22 protein-coding genes and 1 pseudogene are annotated in these 22,692 nt (G+C 46.2%); 2 read left to right on the plus strand and 21 right to left on the minus strand.

What is annotated here, in order from left to right; all coding sequences use genetic code 11:
* Positions 1 to 3 precede the first annotated feature (3 nt).
* The 17 genes and pseudogenes from bacC to spsA all read right to left on the minus strand — a co-directional run bounded on the left by bacC (position 4) and on the right by spsA (position 17,453).
* The gene (bacC, locus tag MOC09_RS17100; protein ID WP_268358916.1) at positions 4 to 765 is read right to left on the minus strand and encodes a dihydroanticapsin 7-dehydrogenase; all 762 of its coding nucleotides are present in this window, start codon (positions 763 to 765) and stop codon (positions 4 to 6) included.
* Positions 766 to 767: 2 nt separating this feature from the next.
* The gene (bacB, locus tag MOC09_RS17105) at positions 768 to 1,475 is read right to left on the minus strand and encodes a 3-((4R)-4-hydroxycyclohexa-1,5-dien-1-yl)-2-oxopropanoate isomerase (RefSeq protein ID WP_268358915.1); all 708 of its coding nucleotides are present in this window, start codon (positions 1,473 to 1,475) and stop codon (positions 768 to 770) included.
* Complete coding sequence (gene bacA / locus MOC09_RS17110; protein WP_268358914.1) at positions 1,465 to 2,079, minus strand: prephenate decarboxylase; 615 nt, start codon at positions 2,077 to 2,079, stop codon at positions 1,465 to 1,467. Before bacA ends, bacB begins: the two co-directional genes overlap by 11 nt.
* A 151-nt stretch (positions 2,080 to 2,230) precedes the next feature.
* Positions 2,231 to 3,469, minus strand: coding sequence for an MFS transporter (locus MOC09_RS17115; protein WP_268371260.1), 1,239 nt, complete (start codon positions 3,467 to 3,469; stop codon positions 2,231 to 2,233).
* Between the two features lie 208 nt (positions 3,470 to 3,677).
* Positions 3,678 to 5,090 carry an amino acid permease gene (locus MOC09_RS17120; protein ID WP_268358910.1) on the minus strand — a complete coding sequence of 471 codons (1,413 nt, stop codon included), beginning with the start codon at positions 5,088 to 5,090 and terminating at the stop codon, positions 3,678 to 3,680.
* The gene (locus tag MOC09_RS17125; protein WP_268371262.1) at positions 5,090 to 6,790 is read right to left on the minus strand and encodes a M20/M25/M40 family metallo-hydrolase; all 1,701 of its coding nucleotides are present in this window, start codon (positions 6,788 to 6,790) and stop codon (positions 5,090 to 5,092) included. Before MOC09_RS17125 ends, MOC09_RS17120 begins: the two co-directional genes overlap by 1 nt.
* Positions 6,791 to 6,863: 73 nt before the next feature.
* Positions 6,864 to 8,411, minus strand: coding sequence for an L-glutamate gamma-semialdehyde dehydrogenase (pruA, locus tag MOC09_RS17130; protein WP_268371264.1), 1,548 nt, complete (start codon positions 8,409 to 8,411; stop codon positions 6,864 to 6,866).
* Between the two features lie 248 nt (positions 8,412 to 8,659).
* Positions 8,660 to 9,934 (minus strand): glutamate dehydrogenase, encoded by a 1,275-nt coding sequence (gene rocG / locus MOC09_RS17135; RefSeq protein WP_268371266.1) that lies wholly within the window; start codon positions 9,932 to 9,934, stop codon positions 8,660 to 8,662.
* 174 nt (positions 9,935 to 10,108) lie between these two features.
* A complete protein-coding gene (bslB, locus tag MOC09_RS17140; protein ID WP_268358902.1) occupies positions 10,109 to 10,573 on the minus strand; it encodes a biofilm surface layer hydrophobin BslB in 465 nt (154 codons plus the stop codon).
* 324 nt (positions 10,574 to 10,897) lie between these two features.
* A complete protein-coding gene (locus MOC09_RS17145) occupies positions 10,898 to 11,353 on the minus strand; it encodes a dTDP-4-dehydrorhamnose 3,5-epimerase family protein (protein ID WP_268371268.1) in 456 nt (151 codons plus the stop codon).
* The gene (gene rfbD / locus MOC09_RS17150; protein ID WP_268358898.1) at positions 11,346 to 12,197 is read right to left on the minus strand and encodes a dTDP-4-dehydrorhamnose reductase; all 852 of its coding nucleotides are present in this window, start codon (positions 12,195 to 12,197) and stop codon (positions 11,346 to 11,348) included. The genes MOC09_RS17145 and rfbD overlap by 8 nt, the downstream gene beginning before the upstream one ends.
* Positions 12,198 to 12,210: 13 nt before the next feature.
* Positions 12,211 to 13,158 (minus strand): dTDP-glucose 4,6-dehydratase, encoded by a 948-nt coding sequence (gene rfbB / locus MOC09_RS17155; protein WP_268371269.1) that lies wholly within the window; start codon positions 13,156 to 13,158, stop codon positions 12,211 to 12,213.
* The gene (locus MOC09_RS17160) at positions 13,158 to 13,898 is read right to left on the minus strand and encodes a sugar phosphate nucleotidyltransferase (protein WP_268371271.1); all 741 of its coding nucleotides are present in this window, start codon (positions 13,896 to 13,898) and stop codon (positions 13,158 to 13,160) included. Before MOC09_RS17160 ends, rfbB begins: the two co-directional genes overlap by 1 nt.
* Positions 13,899 to 14,115: 217 nt before the next feature.
* Positions 14,116 to 14,985 carry a GNAT family N-acetyltransferase gene (locus MOC09_RS17165; protein ID WP_268371272.1) on the minus strand — a complete coding sequence of 290 codons (870 nt, stop codon included), beginning with the start codon at positions 14,983 to 14,985 and terminating at the stop codon, positions 14,116 to 14,118.
* A 140-nt stretch (positions 14,986 to 15,125) separates the two neighbouring features.
* A pseudogene (locus MOC09_RS17170) lies at positions 15,126 to 15,233 on the minus strand (hypothetical protein); the annotation flags it as partial.
* A gap of 20 nt (positions 15,234 to 15,253) precedes the next feature.
* On the minus strand, positions 15,254 to 16,678 hold the full coding sequence (locus MOC09_RS17175) for a CDP-glycerol glycerophosphotransferase family protein (protein WP_268371274.1): 1,425 nt from the start codon (positions 16,676 to 16,678) through the stop codon (positions 15,254 to 15,256).
* A gap of 4 nt (positions 16,679 to 16,682) precedes the next feature.
* Positions 16,683 to 17,453, minus strand: a complete 771-nt coding sequence (gene spsA / locus MOC09_RS17180; RefSeq protein WP_268358887.1) for a spore coat dTDP-glycosyltransferase SpsA — start codon at positions 17,451 to 17,453, stop codon at positions 16,683 to 16,685.
* 319 nt (positions 17,454 to 17,772) lie between these two features.
* On the opposite strand from spsA, the gene gerQ reads away from it, so the two are divergent.
* On the plus strand, positions 17,773 to 18,309 hold the full coding sequence (gene gerQ, locus MOC09_RS17185) for a spore coat protein GerQ (protein ID WP_268358885.1): 537 nt from the start codon (positions 17,773 to 17,775) through the stop codon (positions 18,307 to 18,309).
* 43 nt (positions 18,310 to 18,352) lie between these two features.
* Here the strand turns inward: gerQ and MOC09_RS17190 are convergent, their stop codons facing one another.
* From MOC09_RS17190 to MOC09_RS17200, 3 genes are all read right to left on the minus strand, one after another.
* Positions 18,353 to 18,724, minus strand: coding sequence for a DUF423 domain-containing protein (locus MOC09_RS17190; RefSeq protein ID WP_010332332.1), 372 nt, complete (start codon positions 18,722 to 18,724; stop codon positions 18,353 to 18,355).
* A 61-nt stretch (positions 18,725 to 18,785) separates the two neighbouring features.
* The gene (locus MOC09_RS17195) at positions 18,786 to 20,108 is read right to left on the minus strand and encodes a purine/pyrimidine permease (protein WP_268371277.1); all 1,323 of its coding nucleotides are present in this window, start codon (positions 20,106 to 20,108) and stop codon (positions 18,786 to 18,788) included.
* Positions 20,109 to 20,127: 19 nt separating this feature from the next.
* Positions 20,128 to 20,445, minus strand: a complete 318-nt coding sequence (locus tag MOC09_RS17200) for a YwdI family protein (RefSeq protein WP_268358881.1) — start codon at positions 20,443 to 20,445, stop codon at positions 20,128 to 20,130.
* Between the two features lie 166 nt (positions 20,446 to 20,611).
* Here MOC09_RS17200 and MOC09_RS17205 point away from each other — a divergent pair, with 166 nt between their 5' ends.
* A complete protein-coding gene (locus MOC09_RS17205) occupies positions 20,612 to 21,982 on the plus strand; it encodes an aldehyde dehydrogenase (protein ID WP_268371279.1) in 1,371 nt (456 codons plus the stop codon).
* Positions 21,983 to 22,006: 24 nt separating this feature from the next.
* Here MOC09_RS17205 and MOC09_RS17210 read toward each other — a convergent pair whose 3' ends face one another.
* Positions 22,007 to 22,684, minus strand: coding sequence for a uracil-DNA glycosylase (locus MOC09_RS17210; RefSeq protein ID WP_268358876.1), 678 nt, complete (start codon positions 22,682 to 22,684; stop codon positions 22,007 to 22,009).
* Between the last annotated feature and the right edge of the window lie 8 nt (positions 22,685 to 22,692).

A 22,692-nucleotide genomic window follows, 5' to 3' on the forward strand; every position in this document is an offset into this window, starting at 1 on the left:
TCTCTATTGTGCGGTGTATCCTCCGTCTGCGGTGATGGCGCTTCCGGTCATATAACTAGATAAATCTGAGGCTAAAAACAGCATCACGTTTGCAATTTCTTCAGGTTTCCCAAGCCTCAGCAGCGGATTTACCTTTGCCTTTTCTTTTTTGATCTCTTCTAGTGTGCCTTCATTATTTTCAAGGAATGATTTTTCATTTAGCGGTGTGTCGATAATCCCTGGGCATACGCAGTTGACGCGAATTTGATGTTTCGCATAATCAACGGCCATTGACCGTGTCAGCTGCAAAACGCCTCCTTTGCTGGCGTTATAGGCAGGAATATCAGGCCATGCCACAAGCCCGCCGACAGAACACGTATTTATGATGTTGCCCTTGCCGGCAGCAAGCATATGCTTGAGTGCGTGTTTGCTCATTAAAAACGTGCCGGTCAAATTGACTTGCAGGACCTTGTTCCAATCGCTGAGCTCCATCTCATGGATGGGCGCAACGATTTCGATGCCCGCATTATTAATTAATACATCCAACCCTCCAAAAGTATCGATCGCCGATTGAACAGCTTGCTGACAGGCAGCTTCGTCTGTGATGTCCGTTCGTATAAAGTGCAGCCTGTCATTATTTTCTTTCCGGATCATTGCTATTCCCTGAGCCTCGTCAATGTCCGCCACAACCACATTTGCCTGCTGGCCCAAAAAAGCTTGGACCGCAGCATAACCAATGCCTGATGCGCCTCCTGTTATGAGGACAGTTTTATCGATGAGGTTCATGATTATTGATCCGCCTTTATTTTTTTTGATTTTGCTCTGTTGTAGCGCGGCGGGAAGAAGATATTAATCGATTTTGATTCCTTTTCTGAACGGTTGATGGCGCCGTGGTCTTCCCGAGGCTCACAGAAATAGGCTGTGCCGAATTTCATCTCGACTGTACAGCCTTCGACCGTCATGTCGTAACCGCCGCCGATGCAAATGCCGATTTGCTCATTCCGATGTTTATGGAAAGGCATTTCTCCGCCATTTCCAGGGATTTTGGCCAGCATGATTTCCACCCAGTCCTCAACAAAGAACGTGACTTCCATGCCAGGCAATAGATCTCTTGTTTTAAAAATATCCAAAAAATAGTCCTCAGGACTTGTATATGTTTCATCAGCTTTCAGCCGCTTGATATCAATGGCAATGACTTCTTGGTCTGTGTCGTTTCTTGCCCCATGAGGCACATGCGGAGGCGCGATGTAGGCAGATTCCAAGGCCGTCATTTTTCTCGTCACATCTCCGACCGTCATCATCAGCTCGCCTGAAACGACCATGCCGATTTGGACTTCCTTATGCTGATGGGGATCAACGTTGGTATGCGGCGGGACGTAAGACATTAATACTTCAGTATCACCTCGCACGGTGGAATACTGTCTCACTCCGTTTTCCCATTCTATTAATTTCGGTGTCGGGAAATATAGCTCCTGCATGTCTTCTTTAGTTTTCATCATTAATGTCTCCTTTTCCGAATAATGACCAGCTCATAGGAATGCTTTTAAATGTTGTCACAAATGTGAGCCCGTACTTTTGCCGTGCAAGCTCATTGGTTAAGGCAATGTCATACAGGCCCTCTTTTACTTTTCTTGCAGCTTGACTGGTCGAATTAACTAGTTTGAAACGTACATCTTTGCGGGTAAAATATTTTATTAAATTAATAGGTGATGGATGTGAAACAATAATTGATGAATCAAGCATATCGTGGCTGTATTCAAAACCAGGACGAACAGCCAGGCCGTACATCGGTGTATCGCACCTGAAGATCTGCAAAAGCTGCAAATCCGGCCTCATGTAGAAATGCTTAATGCCGTCGTAAGCGTGTGGGACGATGGTATATTCCAGCGGGCTTTGAAGCGTTCTTTCAATGCAAGATTCAAATGTATCATGCAAGGACAATTTACTGTTCAGCCCCTGTAGAAGAGTAAAATTGGAGATGAAATGTTTTGCTGCGTACTCACTGCTTGTCCCCTCAGGGCCGAGCGTGTTGACTGTAATCAGTTTGGATAGTGAATCAGTTCTGTTTTTTGTCTGAATGCTATTATCCAATATAATCATGAGCACCAACCAATCTTTTAAAATTTTAAGTAAATTTTATCCAGCGTCAATCGAACTGTCAATGTTTTTAGAAAATATTGATAATTGTTCCCATACAAACAAAAAAACCCTTAAGAAAGGGTTTTTTACTATAGGAATTTAGAAACTTTGTTTATTGGGATAAGGAATGATCCGCTTTCTGTTCATGCTTGCCGTACTTTTTATATGCGAATACACTAAGGACAAATCCGAGCACTGTAATGGCGGCGCAAATCAATCCGACAGCTGCATAGCCGTAGCCCACATATACAGGTCCCATCAAAGCAGAGCCTAATGTCACAGCCAGATTCGAGGCGAGGCTGTAAAACGCCATGATTTTCCCGCGATGACGCTCTGAGCAGTCACTCAAGATGGTGCTGAGCAGCGTCACCGTTAAGCTTTGCATTAACCCCCAAATAAAAAGGCTAACGATTAACAGAATCATTGATGCCGGCGCATATGCTAAACAGGCCAGGAGCACGCTGATGACCCCCAGTGCAATCAAAAGGGAGCGCATTTTTCCGATGCGATCGGCTACCTTTCCTGTAATGACACTCATGGAAAACCCGATGCCGTAAATCATGATAAATAAGCCCGCTGCTGTGTTTCCTCCGGTAAAAATGTCCTGAAGATAGGAGCCTAAAAAGGAATACATACCGTAAAAACCAATCATATTACAAAAGGTGATCGTGATATAAACCGGTACACGCGGGACTTTCAACGCATCCCGGAATGTTCCAGCCGTTTCTTCTTTTTCTTCCTTGCCGCTATTATTATGTTCGGCATGGCGGCGCATTTCAAGCAAGATCAGCAGAACAACTAAAACGCCCATTAAGGCGAAAATCCAAAATGTCCATCTCCAATGCAGGACGCCGCCGATAAATGATCCGAGCGGCACACCGAAAATCAGTGCCAGCGACCAGCTTGACACGATCAGTCCCATCACCTTGCCCCTGTATGTATAAGGAACACGATCCCCGACAACTGCGTAAGCGGTCGGCACAAACGCGCCGGCAGCCAATCCCGAAAGCGCCCGGCCTAAAAAGAAGAAAAAGATATTTTGGGCTAAAGCACATATCACTGTTCCTATAATAAAGATCAAAAGTCCGGCCAGTAAACTCAGTTCTCTGGAGTATTTATCGCCTAATGGAACCAGAAGCGGCGCCCCGATAAAAATCATAACGCCGTAAATACTAATAGATAACGCAAGGACGCTGACATCTGAGTTGAAGGCTTTTGCTAAATCCGGCAGCAGCGGCGAGATCACAAGCTCTTCAGATCCGGCTGCAAATACTCCCATCGTTAAAGCCAGTGCTAAAAATAGCGGAAAGTGATGTTTTGTTTCGATGTCATGATTTTGTTTGCTGTTCATTCTCCCTTAAAACACCTCTTCCATTATCTTCTTATCATCAAGTTGAATTATAGTTTAGCATTGTTTTTTCATCATTTACAATTCAAATGTAAACTTAACATTTTTTATATTTTTCATTTAGATCTCGATATGGATTTGTATATTCCATTTTAAAATCCAGAGGATTTTAAGCTTAAAAAAAGCTCTCCGGCAGTCCGGAGAGCTTTTTCTATTGTGCTTCTGTCTGTTCTTTTTCTATCGGTTGATGATGTATGCGTTTTTTGATGCTCAGATGGTAGTACGCATAGCAGAAAATAATGATCGGGGCACCGCAGTACAAGCCGATTCTTTGATCGGGAATGAAAATAAGGCTAATCAATACGCAGGCGTATAAGCCAAATCCGAGAATGGGAACCAGCGGGTAAAGAGGCGTTCTGAATTCCAGGTCATTCACGTTTCCGCCTTCAGCGAGGAAACGTCTGCGAAAGAAAAATTGCGACGCGCAAATAGACATCCACGCGACAACTGTCACCATACCGGAGATTGAGATACACCATAAATACACCGTTTCTGCAGCCATGACACTAGTCAGCAGGGAACAGCCTGAAATGCCGAGCGTTATCAGCAAGGCATTCATCGGCACGCCTTTTTTTGTCAGCCTGGTGAGGAAAGACGGGCCCATCTGGTTTGATGAAAGTGACCACATCATGCGTGACGCCGCATACAATCCTGAATTGGCAACAGATAAAATCGCCGTTAAGATGACAAAGTTCATGATATCAGCGGCAAATGGAATGCCAATTTGGTCGAGCACCGCTACAAACGGGCTTTCAATCACCCCTGCCGTTTTGTACGGTAGAATGGCAACAAGGACGAACATCGCGAGCACAAAGAAAAACAGTGTGCGCCAAATGACATTTCGGATGGACTTTGGCAATGTTTTTTCCGGATTTTCACTTTCCCCTGCCGCGATGCCGACAAGCTCCGTCCCCTGAAAGGAGAAGTTCACCATGACCAGCGTAAACATGACAGCCAGCACCCCATTCGGGAAAAGCCCCCTATCCGTCATAAAGTTAGACAAAAATGGCGTTTCCTGACCGCCTTTAAAGTCAATCAAGCCAAACACAGCGGCTCCGCCGATTACGATAAATAATACGATCGCTGCCACTTTGATGCTTGAAAACCAAAATTCCATTTCGGCAAAGCTTCTGACCGACATCGCATTAATCAAAAAGATGACGATGCCAAACATGAGACACCATATCCAGATTGGCACGGAGGGCAGCCACCTTTGCATCAAAATACCCGCTGACGTCAACTCCAAGCCTACTGTATTCGCCCAGCTGAACCAATACAGCCAGCCGATCATAAAGCCTGTCGACGGTCCCAGAAATTTAGTGGCGTATGCCTGAAACGAACCGGCCACCGGCATGGCAACAGCCAGTTCTCCTAAACAAAGCATGACAAGATACATTAAAAATCCGCCGATGATATACGCGGCAATGGCACCGAGCGGTCCCGCCTGGCTGATGGTAAAGCCGGAGCCTAAAAACAGTCCGGTGCCAATCACCCCTCCCAAGGCAATCATAAACAAATGCCTGCTTTTCATGTTGCGCTGCAATTCATTTTTATGATTCTGCATCATCCTTCTCCCTTCGGTTCTTGTGTCGTGATGGTCATCCGGTAGCTTTGCAAAAGGTGAACAGTGGTTTGTTGAATGAGGTCAGGCAATACGTGAAATGTGTACGGTTTATAGACTCGTTCTGTCCATTTATGGCCGTCTTTTCCGTACACGCCCATGTTAATGGATGGAATATTCAGCTTGCGTATATCCTTGAACGGAATGGTCCCAATCCTATTCCACCCAGGGAAGTTCCTGATAAAGGAATCAATTTCGCCATCGGTTTCGTGCAGCGATAAGAAACTGCCGTCTGCCAAGTAGGGGAAAAACTTTTTTAAGACAAAGGTTTCGCCTGTCGATTCAGCGGTTTTGTCAGCCGCTTCTTTAATCACATGCTTCAAAAGCTGATCTCTTGCGCTATCTTCTTTCAAATAGTTATGCGGCAGGTAAGGAGGTGCGTAAAATAGAATGACTTTTGCGCCTTGATCAGGGTCAAGCTTTTGAAGCTCTTCGACTGCCTTAAAGCATCTCATACGAAGCTCCAGATGCTCATTTGCTTTGAATGCCTGCTCGATACACTGCTCGGGATCTACGCCGCGGTTTCTTAGCTTTTCTAAATATTGCTCCAGACTGTAGACTTGAATGGCCCATGATAAATGTTTCCTCGGAAGGTTGGTTCTTTTTGCGTATTCTTCATAATAATCTGATAATTTTTGTTCTGCGTCACGACACGCTTCCTCAGTGACTTCGATAAGAAGATCCATAATCTCCGTTGCCGTTCTTTCATAAATAAAACAATTGAAATACAAGCAGCTGCTGACAGCCGTTTGCACATTATAGGATTCCTTGTTATCACGCTGATACAAACAGGATGGGGGCAGAACCAACTCCCCTTCAACCTTTTCCGCCAGATGAATGTTATTGTGGAGACGGCTTGTGATTTCAGATGAAATGAAATTCGGGTCAATCCCTGCCAGTGTATCGCCAACATGGACTTCACGGCCGTAAATGTAAAAGCAAGGAAGCAGTTTTCCAGCGGCTCCGGTATAAATATATCTTGTCTCATCCCCATCGTAAAGCGGTGTAATAAAATCTGTATTGATGGCGGCCAGATAGTGAAGCTGTTTTTCTTTTTTTAGCCGGTTCAGCTCTGAAATGCTGGCGAGAATGCCGGAATGCTGACTCTCCTCATCCGGATTGGCCATAAACAATAGATTTCCCGGCAATGTATCGAGGTTCTCGGAAAAGTGCAGGAGATTGGCCAAATGAACGGCGATGCCGCTTTGCATGTCGACAGATCCTCTCCCGAACATCCACTCGCCTGATTTGGCATCCCGCTGAACATCTTGTTCAAATTCATAACGGCTGAAATACTCGGCCAATTTCTTACAATCAAAAGCGATATCCTTTAAAGGGCCGAAATCTTCAATTCCGACTGTATCCAGATGGGCGTGGTAAATCACAGTATTTCGGCTTTCTCCATGTCCTTCAATAAACGCAAAAATATTTTTGCGGTTGTATGGGTCGTTAGGAATGGCCTGTTCCCACACATAATCAGGGTTGTCCTGAAAATAAGGATAGCTCATGAGCACTTCTTTGATGAAATCTGCTTTTGTCCCTTCCCCGATAGTGCCGTTCACACTGCTGAGACTGACCAAAGAAGTTGTCAGCGCTTCCACTCTTTCAGCCGGTTTCATGTGACTGATTTTTGTATACAGCATAAATTGCCCTCCTGGTCAAAAAGTTGAAATCGTGCGATCCGTTAACGAATCGCACGATTTTATTTCTCTCAAATCAAAACGCTTCGGACGTTGTTTTGGCCTGCATATGAAGGATTAAATAATCCGGGCCGCCTGCTTTTGAGTCTGTTCCGGACATATTAAAACCGCCGAACGGCTGATAGCCAACAATCGCTCCGGTACAGCCTCTGTTAAAGTATAGGTTTCCGACATGGAAATCCTCGCGCGCCCGTTCAATGTGCGCTCGGTTTTTCGTCAGCAGCGCACCTGTTAATCCGTATTCCGTGTTATTGGCAATCTCCAGCATATGATCGAAATCACGCGCTTTGCAGATTGCAACAACTGGGCCGAAAATTTCTTCCTGCATCAGGCGTGCATTTTCATCAACATCTGCAAAAATCGTCGGCTGAATAAAGTAGCCTTTTGAATCATCGCCTTCGCCGCCGGCCAACAGCTTGCCTTCAGATTTGCCGATTTCAATGTATTTCATGACTTTGTTATAGGACGCTTCATGGATCACGGGCCCCATATACGTATCAGGATCTTCCGGATTGCCGACAGCCAGCGTTTTCGTCAGCTCCACCGCTTTTTCCACCACTTCATCATAGACATCCTGATGGATGACTGCACGGGAGCCTGCTGAACACTTCTGACCTGAATATCCAAACGCTGAATACACGATAGAGGATGCAGCAAGGTCAAGATCGGCGTCCTTGTCGACAAGCACCGTGTCTTTTCCGCCCATCTCGGCAATCACCCGTTTGAGCCATTTTTGGCCCGGCTGCACTTTAGCGGCTCGCTCATAAATCCGGCAGCCGACTGCACGGGAACCTGTAAATGAAACAAACCGTGTTTTCGGATGCTCCACTAAGAAATCACCGATTTCCGCTCCATCTCCCGGGATGTAATTGAGAACGCCGTTTGGCAGGCCCGCTTCCTCCATGACCTCGACAAATTTTGCAGCTACGACAGGCGCCGCATCAGCCGGTTTTAAGAGAATTGTATTACCTGTCACAATGGCTGCCGCCGCTGTTCCTGCCATAATCGCTAGCGGGAAATTAAATGGAGAAATGACAATGCCGACGCCAAGCGCTTCGTAATGGTATTGATTGAACTCGCCAGCACGGCTCTTCACGGGAGCCCCTTCCTTGAGATTTAACATTTGGCGCGCGTAGAACTCCAAAAAGTCTATCGCTTCAGCTGTGTCCGCATCTGCTTCCTTCCAAGGTTTTCCCGCTTCCTTCACAAGATAGCTTGAAAACTCATGCTTTCTTCTGCGCAAAATCGCCGCTGCTTTAAAGAGAATATTCGCACGGTGCTCCGGTCTTTGTTTTTTCCATGATTCAAAAGCCTGCAATGCGGCTTGCATCGCTTTTTCTGCAAGCTCTTGATCCGCAGTAGACGCGTACCCAATCACTTCTTCTTTATTAGCCGGGTTAATGGAAACAATTTTGCGGTCCGTTTCGATTTTTTCTCCATTTATGACAAGCGGATAATGCTTGCCGAGCTGTGTGTTTACAAATGCCAATGACTCTTGAAATGCTTTTTTATTCTTCGCTTCCGTAAAATCAGTAAATGGTTCTTGCGCATATGAAACTGTCATATGTAGTCCCCCTCATGTCATGAAAATATGATATATGTTTTCGCATGAATAAAAATGCAAAAATCATGCCAAAATATTGTCTCTTCCTGAAAAAACTTGTTGAAATGTACAGAAATTTGTCTGAAAGAAGAACATCTTTCTCTTTTTCTAGTTACGGAATGCAAATATTTTTTGCAGATTTTCCTTTTCTCGCAAAAGATAAACGCAAAATTATTTTGCGACAGAGGGGATATCTCCCCCCTCCGAATTTACACCCATCCGCGGAATCGCGATGCTTCTGCCGATTTTCTGATGCCCGTCATGTAAGCCGCCAAGCGCATATCCACTTTATGTGTTGCCGCTGTCTGATAAATCGTTTCGAACGAATTGACCATGACCTTTCTCAGTTTTTCTGCAACCTCTTCTTCTGACCAATAGTATCCTTGGTTGTTTTGCACCCATTCAAAATAAGAAACCGTGACGCCGCCGGCACTTGCCAGAATATCAGGCACGAGAAGCACGCCTCTTTCGTTCAGGATCTTAGTGGCATCAATGGTTGTCGGGCCGTTCGCCGCTTCAACGACGATTGATGCCTGAATATTGTGTGCGTTTTTGGCTGTGATTTGATTGGCGATCGCGGCCGGCACTAAAATATCGCAATCCTTTTCAAGCAGCTCCTCATTTGTGATGACGTCAGTGAATAAGTTGGTAACCATGCCGAAGCTGTCCCGTTTATCGAGCAAATAAGGGATATCAAGGCCGTCCGGGTTGTAAAGCCCGCCATGGGCATCCGAGATTCCGATCACTTTCGCGCCGGCATCATGCATGAATTTGGCCAGAAAGCTTCCCGCGTTTCCAAAGCCCTGTATGATGATGCGCGCGTTTTGCAGCTTGATCCCTTTTTTCTTAACCGCCTCTTCAATACAAATCGTGACACCTTGTGCCGTGGCCGTTTCCCGGCCTTGCGATCCGCCTAAAACGAGCGGTTTTCCTGTGATAAAACCAGGAGAATCGAATTCACGCAGCCGGCTATACTCATCCATCATCCACGCCATAATTTGCGAGTTGGTGTACACATCAGGAGCCGGAATATCCTTTGTCGGGCCGACGATCTGGCTGATGGCACGGACATACCCTCTGCTCAGCCTTTCCAGTTCTCCGAATGACATGGTCCGCGGATCACAAATAATACCGCCCTTTCCGCCGCCGTAAGGAAGATTGGCAATCCCGCACTTAAGCGTCATCCAAATGGATAATGCCTTTACTTCTTCTTCATTGACTTCAGGATGGAAACGCACGCCTCCCTTTGTCGGACCGACCGCATCATTGTGCTGCGACCGGTAGCCTGTGAACACTTTGACACTGCCGTTATCCATTTTGACTGGTATGCGGACTGTGAGCATTCTCTGCGGCTCTTTCATGAGTTCATACATATCACTCGAATAGCCCAGCTTCCGAAGGGCTTCCTTAATGATGGTTTGGGTAGACAGAAATAAGTTAAGAGCTTCTTTTTCCTCATCTTTCGCGACTTGCTTTGCTGACATCTTTTTCACCTCATTGTTTTTTGGCCGCTTGAAAATGTAAGCGCTTTAAAATTTCAGCCGGCCAATTCCTTTCTTCAGTGGATTCACCCTTATCATCATGCAAGATTCGTACCAGTTTTTTCATCAACAAAAAAAGAGACTGAAAACATCTCAGTCTCTGATCTAATCTATTCATTAACGAGGGTCAATCACCAGCTGCGTTTCAGCATAAAGACTGCCGATTCCCAAACCGTTTACCACATCGCCTTTAATCGTGTAAGTGCCTGCGCGCGGAAGGGTTTTGCGCACCATGACGAGGTCAAATTCGGATGCGCCTAACAAATCAAGTGTAAGCGGGAGTCTAACTGTTTTTCCATCATTTAAAATCTGTGTTTCTTTCAGCGTTCTTCCATTCACTGAATCTCTTGTTGTTGCATGGAACCCGTCAGGAAATTGAAATTCTATCGCGCCGAGAGAAAGCACCGCATTTGGTTTATATGTCACTTCAATATCAGAAGTAGTCCACTCTTTTGTGTTGTTAATCGTTTTTGCCTCGATTGATGCAGACTGTGCATGAGCTTGGCCTGAAGGAAGCAAGATTGATAGTAAGACAGCTGAACTGATTAATAATGAAGATACGAATGAAGTTCTTTTTAACATGACATTTCCCCCTCAATTGATTGTTTAATGTTGGCCAGAGCGTCCTCTGCAGAAAAAGCGTTTTTTCGTAATTCGCGAATTACCAATTCTTTTTCTTAAAAATTAATCTATCATCATTTTCCTTGGAAGTAAATGCTTTTTGAGGAATATTAACACTGGAATTTCTTTGAGAATTCCTTCCTGTTTATACAAGGTTCAAATGAACGATTTCTCTCTCTTTTTCTAGTAACTTATACCTGTCGATTTATTTCTTTTATCCTATTTTAAAAAAGGGCAAAAAAAGTCGAAGATGCCTCTGCTCTTCGATTGATCACGTGCCTATTATTATCTAAATTCAGTGTTCCAGTTGAAACCGATTGTCTCATCATTCCACGGGATTCTTTTTTCATCAGGCTGATCCGGGTTATACGACATGGTGGTGAAGTAGATAATCGTCAGCGGCGTCTCTCCCAGCACTCTGTATCCGTGGGCCACCCCCTTTGGGATCAATAACAGCATCGGGTTGTCCTCGCCCATATAATAGACGTCCGTTTCTCCTTTTGTCTTTGAGCCCTCTCGAAGATCATATAGGACAACCTGGGCGTGGCCGGTTGGAAAGAACCACAGATCATCCTGCTTCTCATGATAATGAAATGCTTTAATCACACCCGGATAGCTTTTCGACCAAGAGGCCTGCCCGAAACGCTCAAGAAGATTCTCATCATCCCGGACCAGCTCAGCAAAAAAGCCTCTGTCATCGCTATGCTTCGTCAATTTTTTTACCTTGACTCCATCAATCACGAGCACTGCTCCTTTCGTGCAAATACTCCCGTAGCGCTTCCCGCCAATGGCGGGGGCGAATGCCGGCTTCTTCAATGGCCTGATGGCTCAGTACAGAGTAAGCCGGACGGGGCGTTTTGTTCCCGTATTCTTCTGTTGTGACAGGCAAAATGGCTGTTTCCAGCCCGCTTTCTTCCATAATTGCCTTTGCAAACTCATACCAGCTGCATATGCCTGAATTACTGACATGATAGATGCCCGGCGGATGGCTAAACAGCTTGATAACCGCTTCTGCTAAATCCTTCGTATACGTCGGCGAACCAATTTGATCGCTAACAACCCGAAGCTCTTGTTTTGTCTCAGCAAGCTTCAGCATGGTATGAACAAAATTGCTGCCGCCATGTCCGTACACCCACGATGTTCTGATGATCGTACTGTCTTTTGTCGCTAATCGAATCAGTTCTTCTCCGAGCTTTTTGCTCTTGCCGTAGATGGTGTTCGGATCGAGGGGATCGTCTTCCCTGTATGGCTGGGTTCCTTTTCCGTCGAATACATAGTCCGTGCTGATATGAACATATTGAGCTCCGATGCGGGCTGCCTCAAGCGCTGTATAATAAGCGCCGATTCCGTTAATCAAATAGGCTTTATCAAGTTCCTCCTCGCATTTGTCAACCGACGTAAACGCAGCAGTATTGACCACGATATCCGGCTGATAATGGCCAAACGAATGCCTTACGGAGCGCTGGTCAGCGATGTTCATCATCTTCTTTGTTAACGCAATAACCTCATATCCCGCTTGCTTCAGCTGGCGGCACAGTTCCAGGCCAAGCTGTCCTCCTGCACCAGTCACCAAAACCTTTGTCAATCGGATCACCTTCTCATCGGTCATTGTCTGTATACCAGCGAATCGTACGCACAATGCCTTCTTCAAACGGCACTTCCTGCTGCCAGCCCAGTTCGTTTTTCAGCTTTGATGCATTGATCGCATAACGCCGGTCATGCCCTTTTCGGTCTTCCACATGGGCGAACAATTCCTCACAGCCCAGATGCTTCATAATGATGCTCGCCAGCTCTTTATTCGTGCGTTCATTTCCGCCGCCGATGTTATACACCTCGCCGTCAGTTCCTTTTTCTAAAATCAGCTTGATGGCGCGGCAATGATCCTCCGCAAACAGCCAGTCTCTGACCTGAAGACCGTCGCCGTACAGCGGAACCGGAAGCCCTTGCTTCGCATGGCGGATAATCGTGGGAATCATTTTTTCGCTGTGCTGATAAGGGCCGTAGTTGTTGCTGCATCGTGTAATAATGGCCGGGAGCTTGTGGGTTTTCACATACGATAACACGAGCAAATCAGAGCTTGCCTTGCTGGCTGAATAAGGGTTATTAGGAGAAAGCGGCGTCGTTTCAGTAAACGCGGGGTCATCCGCTTCTAAATCTCCGTACACCTCGTCTGTTGAAATATGAATCAGCTTCTTGGCTTTTCCCTGCAAGACCGCTTCAGCTAAACGATATGTCCCCATCACATTTGTGGTGATAAACGGCTCCGCTTGGGAAATGCTTCTGTCCACATGCGATTCCGCAGCAAAGTGAATCACGCCATCATAGGTCTCATCAAACGCCCGGTCGATATCCTCCTGAACGCTGATATCTCCTTTTATAAAGCGAAATCGGCTGTTTTCCTTTAATTTTTCCATTTCGTTCGGGTGGCTTGCGTACGTCAGTTTATCTAAAACGGTTATGCGCGCATCCGTTTCCTTCAGCATGAGCTTTGTAAACGTGAGCCCGATGAAGCCGGCCCCGCCCGTAACTAAATATGATTTTGCCATCACTTTTCGTCCTGTCCTTTCTGTAAAGCCTTGTGTACAAGCTGGGAGGCGAGATGAAGCGACTCGTGAGTTCCGGCATCTACCCACCAGCCTGATAACACATCATACGTAAGCTGGCTGTTTTCGATGTATAGATTATTCACATCGGTGATTTCCAGCTCACCTCGCTTTGACGGTGATATTTGTTCAATATACGAAAATACCTCCGCATCATACATATAAATGCCGGTTACACAAAGGTTAGTCGGCGGATGTGCTGGCTTTTCGATAATGGAACGAATCCGCTTGTTTTTCTCATCAATCTCAGCAATCCCAAAGCGTTCCGGATCATCAACTTCTTTCAGCAGCACCTTTGCTCCTTTACCCTGCTGTTCAAAGCGCTCCGTAAAAGGCTTTAATGAATCTTCGAATATATTATCACCTAATAATAAAATGAAAGGCTCTTTTTTCGTAAAGCGTTTTGCATAAGACAGCCCATCCGAAATGCCCGATGCGGCTGGTTGAACCTGATAAGTGATTGTAACGCCAAGCTCTTCCCCGTTCCCAAGCAGTTTATAAAATTGCGGCATATGCTCTTTTTGGCTGATGAGCAAAATATCTTTTATACCGGCTTCCTCCAGCTTCATGACCGACCAGTAAATCATCGGATACGGGCCTACCGGAAGCAAATGCTTGTTAACGGCCTTGGTTAAGGGCATAAGGCGCGAGCCGTTTCCACCGGCTAAAATAACACCTTTCACATTAACACTTCCTTACATGCATTTTTATACCTTTTGATCATACAAATCTTGAAGAATAGCTTTTCCTTAACGCGGGCGCGCCTAGAACATCTAACAAAAGCAGATTAGGCCTTTTGCGTTTTATTTCCCAGAGAATAATTTCATCGTGCTCTATTCATCAAATCAAAGGCCTGATCATTCAAGCCTAGGCAACCTAAATCCAGAGTTGAAACGCTCATTATTTCGCTCTCCTGCCCGGCCAAATATGATAATCGTAATACGACTGTTCAGCGGTGAATCCCATTCTTTCGTAAAGGCGAATCGCTCTTACATTATGAAGCTGCGTTTCCGCTGTTACCGTTTTATGCTTCTGTGTCTCCGGTTGTTCTATGAAATTCGCCAATAAATGAAACGCGATACGTTTTCCTTCAAATTCGGGCTTTACAGCCATCAAATCGACAGTACATTCATCACCTCTTGACAGGCCTTGAAGATAGCCGATGACCTCGCCGTTGTGCGTAGCGGCAATATTGACAGCCGCCCTTCCATTGAGATTGTTTCTTGTCCACTCCTGAAAGATCTTGTTTGCTGCTTCACGGCTGAGATAAGGATCTTGAAAATATTTGCTTTTTGCAAACGAGTCCCGTGCCAGCTGACATATCGCTTCTGTGTCTTCGGGCTCAGTCGGGCCTAGTTCGAAAAATGGCGGTGTTCTGTCATAAAAAGACGGGTACTTCGCCATCTTAAGCAAACCGCCGACAAAGTAAGAGTATGGCTGCTGCTGTATCACGTGCGCGGCACCGATATCTTCCGCCGGGACACGAACAGAGATAAAATCAGTTTCATCCATTTGGCGTACAGAATAAAAGGCTTGAAACAGCCTCTTCAATTGCCCGGTGCTGTTTGCCGCAAGTAGTTTGACGCTCATAACTTTCTTATGAAGCACCTGACTTTCCCACAGAGAATTTTCGTAAAGCAAGATGCCTTGGAGTCTGCTGCTTTCAAAAAGGCCAAGGGAAAATTGGTACGAAACATCCAGTGTTTGCTTCCTGCTTTGAAGGAATTTCTCAACCGCCTCTTTGGATACATTTTCTTTGACCGTATACACCCTTAACCAGCCCCTTTTACAATATCCTGCACAGCTTTTATGACATCATGTACATCCTCGTCAGAGAACGGGATCGACAGGGACCGTTTATAGTCATTCATGGCGATCGGGAAATCCGCTTTCTGGAACCCGAATTCCGTGCCTTTGGAGAGCCATCCCGATTCAAGCGTTTCTGTAACCTCCTGAATTTCTTCCTTACCGATTAACGGCAATGAGTAAGGGAGAAATTGGTTTCTCTTTTGTACCATTTCTTTGCGCTCCTATCATTTTATTCAGTTTCTTCCCGCCTGTAATCAACTCCTGTTTTGGCTTTCAGTAGCGCAAGTAAAGCATTTGTTGATTCTGCCACCGGATAATTAGCCGCTATGAATGCCAGGCGCGCCTCTTCTGCTTTTTGATGCACGGCGGGACTTCGAAGAACCTCAACCAAGGTGTGTGCCAGTTCATCCGGCTGGTCAAACATAAAATCGCCAAGAGATTCATAATACGGATACGAGCGATTTCCGGTCGATTTTCCGATCAGCACAGGCTTTTGAAACAGCATGGCTTCAAGTCCGACTGTTGAGGTTTGCGTCACTGCGGCATCAGCATACGGCAGCAAATCATAAAGCTCCAGCTCCTTTTTGATGACTCTGCATGCTTTATGTTTTTTCGCCGCAGCGTGATACAGATCAAGCTTGTTTTTTCCGATTTCCCACGGGTGGGGTTTGATGATGATTTGCAGCTGCTTCTGATCAGATAGCCCTTCCAGCACACCGGCGTAAAAATCTTCTGAAAACGGCTGGGTGGCAATAAGCACAATTTTTTTAGCCGGATGAAAAGCAAGTTTTCGATAGAATATGGACATATCCATAGGCGTTCTATTAAAAATCTGATCGAAGCGGGGATGTCCCGTGACGAGAATCTTCTCGGGTTTACAGCCTTTTCGTATAAACCACTCTGCTTCATACGCACCATAAACAGCTTGATAGGTTGTAAATACAGGAATAAAGGCTTCATCTCCCATCAATGCGCCATGTTGAAGGCAAATGCTGACGGCCCCTCTCCTTTGACACATGAGAGCGAGCACCCTGCTGTAAATATCTTCTGCCGTTCCGACAACAACAGCTGAAATCTTTTCCTGTTCAAACAGCGCATCAACTGTATCAATGGCCTCGATGAATAAAGGAATGTCTTTGAAAAGCCGGTCGCGAAACGCTTGATCACCGAATGCCGGATGATCGTCATAAGTGGCGAGAATCGAACAGGCGGTTTCGAGATATGGCTTCGAGTCGCCCTTTTGGCATGATTCCGCCATTTCTCGCTTGCTGATCACAGGCAGATCACAATAATGCGGCAAACTCCATCTGGCCAAAACAACCGTTTTTTCAGGATCAAATTGATAGTAATTTTCGTTTGAAAAACGTAGATAATCAAAGTGCAAAATGACTTTCCCTTTTACAGGTTTGTCATTTGTTTGAGTGATGTTTTGAATTCTTTCTTCAAAAAACGGCTGAATCTGTCCCTCATCGATATGCTGATCCACCGATCCGAATAACGCCGGTTCTTCTTCCATCATCACCCGCAGCTCAGGGCTGATGTATTGATAAAAATTACTGATAAGCGCAAGCGGAATCCCTTTGTAGCGAAGTTTGTCAAAAAGCTCCACATACTTCCGGTACAGCACCCAATAATTGCTTAAATAGGCCGACAAGCTCTCACCCCATTCCAAGCTTTTTTAATGATTCACGCAGCTCGCGGCAATTGCGCTGCGGCGGAAGGTTCCTGACGAATTCATTTTTTTCTGATTCAAACAGCTGAAAGTGAATCGATTGGTCGGTAATATAATTTAGATCCAGCTCCTCAGCCAGCGGGTAAAACGGGTAAAAATGATTGACTCTCCAAAAGAATCGGGCGTCCCCAATACGGTAAAACGCCGGGCTTTCATCCCAATAGGAGCCAAACTTCTCCTTTACCTTCTCAAGCACTGAATACCTGTGCATCACCGAGCAATGATCGATGGCGCAAGGCGCATTCCACGTCACTTGAGCCGCAGGCCGGACAGTTTCTTTCACAATGTCTCGATGCTCATTTAAATGATAGGTTTTGGAGGCTGAGTAAATCACAGCTTTTTCTGGATGAGCATCAAGCTCCTGCACCATTTTCAGAAGCCGGTCCGGCATATAGATGTTATCATCCGTTGCATAGGTGATATATTCACCCTCCGCCATCTCTATCGCCTGGTTGATCAGCGCCGCGTATCTCGTTTTTTCTGTTCTTTCCTTCACTCCAGATATATGACTCTGATAAAAACGCACTCGGTTATCCTTCAAAAAAGGGCGGATGACATTCAGCGTCTCTTCATTGGAGTTATCATCCATAATAAACAATTCAAAATCAGAAAACGTTTGTGAGAGTATGCTGGAAATGGACTTTGCCACATAATCGCTTTTGTTATAGCTCGTCATAATGACTGATACTTTCGGCAAATCCTACACCTCCTTCTTGGAACTTCACACCTGAAACTATCGTTATCTTATGTTGCTTATGCTCAAGTTGCGCTAGGGATACAAACCAATATGCGAAAAGTTTGTGTATGTCTAATAAAAGCAGCAGCTGCCCAGTTCAAAATCTGTGCTGTCGACTGTTCTTTTTCCGCATATTCCACGCTTTAGCCTCATAAGGTGAAAGAGATAAAAATCGCACCAGCGAATAAGATCGTTTTCCATCGGAGGTGAGTCATCGCGGAGCGTTCACCTATACATCCGGAACATGTTTTGAATGGTTTTCATAAAAAGGAGGAACGATATGAAACCGAAAAAAAATCAATATCAGCAAATGCAGGCATATGATAATATGCAGGGGTATCAGCCTCAGTACGGGGCCAATCCGTACCCGCAGCAAGGCCAAGGCCCACAAATGCAGACGATGGGGATGCAGCAAATGATGCCAATGCAGCAGGGGCAGCAAGGCCAGCAGGGCTTCGGATTCCCGGGCCAGCAGCAGGGAGGCGGGTTTCAAATCCCATCCGGGCCGACACCGTCAGCGCCTGGCCAAAACGTCCCGGGCATGCTGCCTGTCGAAGAGTCTTACATTGAAAACATCTTGCGCCTAAACCGGGGAAAAACGGCGACGATTTATATGACATTCGAAAACAGCAAAGAATGGGGCTCAAAGATCTTTCGGGGCGTGATTGAAGCAGCAGGCCGTGATCACATTATCATCAGCGATCCGAAATCAGGAACACGCTACCTGCTCTTGACGATCTACCTTGATTACGTCACATTTGATGAAGAAATTGCATACACATATCCATATTCCATGGCATCTTATTCGCCAAGGTAAAGAAAAAGCCAATCACTCATTTGATGAGGATTGGCTTTTTTGTTTATAGATATTTGACGGCTGCGACAACGATCATTATCCAAGAAATAATAAACGCCACACCGCCGAGCGGAGTAATGGCCCCGAGGATTGAGATTTGCGTCACACTGAGGATATATAAGCTTCCGGAAAACAGCACAATTCCCGCAAACATCAGCCAGCCGGCTGTCGTGACACTGCCGATGCCGGATAATTTATCGGCGAGAAACGCGACAACGAAAAGCCCAAGAGCATGATACATATGATACTGCACACCTGTGTGCCAAACCTGAAGGTATTTATCAGGAATTTTCCCTTCTAATCCATGAGCGCCAAATGCGCCGAGCCCCACGGCAAGCATAGCGTTTATGGCCCCTAATATGATAAAAACTTTCATCTGTCTCTCCCGCCTTTTCGTTAAACTCATATCATTTATCTTATCGCACCTGTACCAAAATTCAACGTTTGTTCTCCGATGACACGAGATTGTCGGATTTTCTCCTGCGCCAAAGCTGAAACTGGTCTGCCGCTATTGCAGCAAGCGTCCCTAGGACGAGCCCGTTGCTTAACAGAGAAATCACTACCGGATGCAAATCCTTTAATGCAGTGTCAGGAACAAACATGAAACCGACCCCAGTCAGGAGCGAGATGCCGATCACAGACCGCACCCTTTTCAATTCTTCTTTCTCATACGAATCAAATTCTGCAAAGGCCAGACCGCCCATTGCGGAGAACACAACAAAGTTTACCGCAAACCCAACGGGTGACGGCAGACTCGCAAACGCATTCATAAAAAACGGGATCACGCTGATTGCGACAACCAGAATACTGCCGAGCATAAACGGTTTTTTAGAAAACATTTTCGTCGTCTCAATAAAACCCGCGGCTCCAGAAATCGGAACTGGTGCAATAGCCCCCGTCAAACCGCTCAGCAGATGGCTGAATGAGGCGGCAAAACCGGCATGGCGTTCGTGGTGCTGTCCATCCGGCTGTTTGCCGAATTTTTTTACAGCAATGTCCACCACCTTCATGCTTGCCAGCATATTCACGATCAGCAAGATCGTAATAAAGATTGAGGTGATAATAAGACCGCTGTTAAATAACGGGGTGCCAAAAGGAAACAGAGAAGGCAGCTGAAACAGCCGGTCCGGCATTTCCATCGGCTTTGCCGCTCCGGCAGCCGCAAACAGCACCCAACCCCCGAACAGGGCCAATAAAATAGAATATTGCTTCAAAAACATGATATTCGAATTTGTCATCATAAAGGCGGCGGCAATCACAACAAGTGCCAGGCCAAATACAAGCCCGTCCACACCGTCCTTTCGATAGCCGATTCCAAGAATTCCTTTTATGATGGGCTGACTCAGCTGCATCACAAGCAGCAATAAATAGACACCCGTGACAACCGGTGTAAATAAGGCTGCAAGCCGGTCAATGACCTTGAAGACACTTAACAAAAAGAAACATACAGCGCTTACAAGCAGAGCCCCCTGCAAACCGCGCAGCGTGTCCCCATATGTCGCAAACACAGTTCCCGTCAGCCCTGCGTAGATTGTATACACTCCCCACCACAAGCCGGCAGGGCTTTCATTGATCGGCAGCCTGTGGCCTTTCAAACACTGGATGACGGCGGCAATTCCCAGTACAAAAAAAGTGCTTTGAATCAATCTCGCAGAATCCGAGTGATCCAAATGAAACGACTGAGCAACCGCCACCGGAACAACAATCGCCGCAGCAATGATAAACGCTGTCCACTGCAGCGCGCCAAGAACCAATTTCACGTGAGCTCAACCTCTCTCTTTAAAAATCAAATAAAGATTCTCCGTTTCCGTCCTCTTCCTGCTTCTCTTTTTCTTGCTTTCGATATTTGTTTAATCCCGCGCTTCCCATCATTTTTTCCATCATCAGCTGGTCTGTCGATGGCGTCGGGGCAGGACTTGGCGTAACGCTCGGCTGTATGCGGGGCGCGTTCGCGGTCTCCGGCTGATCCAGTACGACGTCACACAAAGACCGGACAACCGCTACGGAACGCTTCAGCTCCTCATCCCGTTCAGCCGTTTTTGCTTTTTTCAGCTCATCTTCCATCTTTTGAATCAAAGCAGATATATGAATGTTCATCAAGAACCCTCCAAAAAATAATTGTCATCTTCCTGCATTTTATCAAATTCCTGCAGTAAACGCAGATATGAGTTTGTTATTTTTTCTGCCAAACCTTGCGTATTTGACAAGCAGAAGAGATTTTTCACATAATAAATCACCTACCTCACAAAAAAGGAGAAACGGAATGAACACCATCCCCTCTATCGTCAGCAAGCACAAAGCCTATTTTGCGGCGGGGCATACAAGATCGCTCAAATCGAGACTGGACATGTTACAGAAGCTGAAACAAACCATCAAAACACATGAAGCCGATTTAACAGCCGCTCTCTATCAGGATCTCCACAAATCCGAACAGGAGGCATACACGACAGAAATCGGAATCGTGTTGGAGGAAATCAGCTTTGTGATGAAACGGCTGAGAAAATGGGCTAAGCCGAAACGTGTCAAAACACCGCTGACCCATTTAGGCTCCAAAAGCATCATTATCCCTGAGCCGTATGGAACCGTTTTGGTGATTGCGCCTTGGAACTATCCTTTGCAGCTGGCGCTTTCTCCCTTGATTGGCGCCATTGCGGCCGGAAACACAGTTGTTCTCAAGCCATCAGAATATACGCCGGCAGTTTCCGCTATTCTTTCCAAACTCATCAGCAGCGTTTTTCCGAGTGATTATGTCGCTATGGCGGAAGGCGGGCCCGACGTCAGCACCACATTATTACAGCAGCCCTTTGACTATATTTTCTTTACCGGCAGCGTCGCTGTGGGAAAAATCGTCATGGAGGCTGCCGCCAAACAATTAATTCCCGTCACCTTGGAGCTCGGCGGCAAAAGCCCCTGCATTGTCCATAAGGATGCTGACATACAGCTTGCCGCCAAACGCATTGTCTTCGGGAAATTCACTAATGCGGGACAAACCTGCATCGCACCGGATTATTTATTTGTCCACGAAGACATCAAACCGAAGCTCACAGAAGAAATGAAGCGGGTGATCAGTGAATTTTACGGCCCTCAGCCCGAACGGAATCCGCAGTACGGCAAAATCGTCAGCGAGCGCCACTATCAGCGGCTGCTCAGCTTTCTGAATGATGGAGTCCCGCTTACAGGCGGGCAATCTGATCCTGATCATCACAAAATAGCTCCGACCATTCTTGATCAAGTGAAGGATGACTCTCCGGTGATGCAGGAGGAGATCTTCGGGCCGATTCTTCCGCTGTTTACATACGTCGATATCGGCGAAGTCATCGAGAAAGTCCAAACGCGCCCAAAGCCGCTCGCCTTATATGTCTTCACCACAAACGAAGAAATCGAGCAAGCTGTTTTAGAGAAACTCTCGTTTGGCGGCGGCTGTGTCAATGATACGCTAATGCACGTCGCGACACCGTATTTGCCTTTCGGAGGCGTCGGAGAAAGCGGCATCGGCAGCTATCACGGATTTGACAGCTTTAACACATTTACGCACAAAAAAAGCGTCGTCAAACAAACGAACCGCTTCGACTTCGCTTTTCGTTATCCTTCCTCCAAAAACGGGCTGCGAATGATTCGGAACATACTTAAATAAAAAAGCGCAGAGTATCTGCGCTTTTTACAAATCCTTTATACACCAATCAATCGGCGCCTCTCCCATTTTCTCCAAGAACGCATTCGCCCGGGAAAACGGTCTGCTTCCAAAAAATCCGTTCCTTGCCGAAAACGGGCTGGGGTGCGTCGATTCAATGATAAAATGCTTAGACGTGTCGATCCGTTCTTTTTTCATTTGGGCATGCCGGCCCCACAAAATAAAGATCACCGGCCGCTCCCTTTCATTCAGCACGTCAATAATCCGGTCCGTCAGACGCTCCCAGCCTTTTCCCTTATGGGAATTCGCCTGTCCGCGCCTTACTGTCAGCACAGTATTCAGTAAAAGAACCCCTTGCTTTGCCCAGCTGACAAGCGATCCGTGATTCGGGATACTGCACCCGATGTCCTGCTGCAGCTCAAGAAAGATATTTTTTAATGAAGGCGGCTGCTTTACACCCGGCTTTACGGAGAAGCTCAACCCTTGAGCCTGTCCAGGCCCGTGATACGGATCTTGGCCGAGAATGACCACCTTCACATCATCGTATGAAGTATAATGCAGCGCATTAAAAATATCCCGGCTGTCCGGATAAATCGTTTGCTCCGCGTATTCCCGCTTCAGCATTTCTCTGAGTTCTTGATAATACGGTTTCTCAAACTCTTCCTTCAGCTGATTCCACCAGCTGTCCTGTAAAAGCTGTTTCAAGAGTCAGG

It is taken from the genome of Bacillus sp. N12A5 (assembly GCF_026790125.1).
GTDB lineage: Bacteria > Bacillota > Bacilli > Bacillales > Bacillaceae > Bacillus.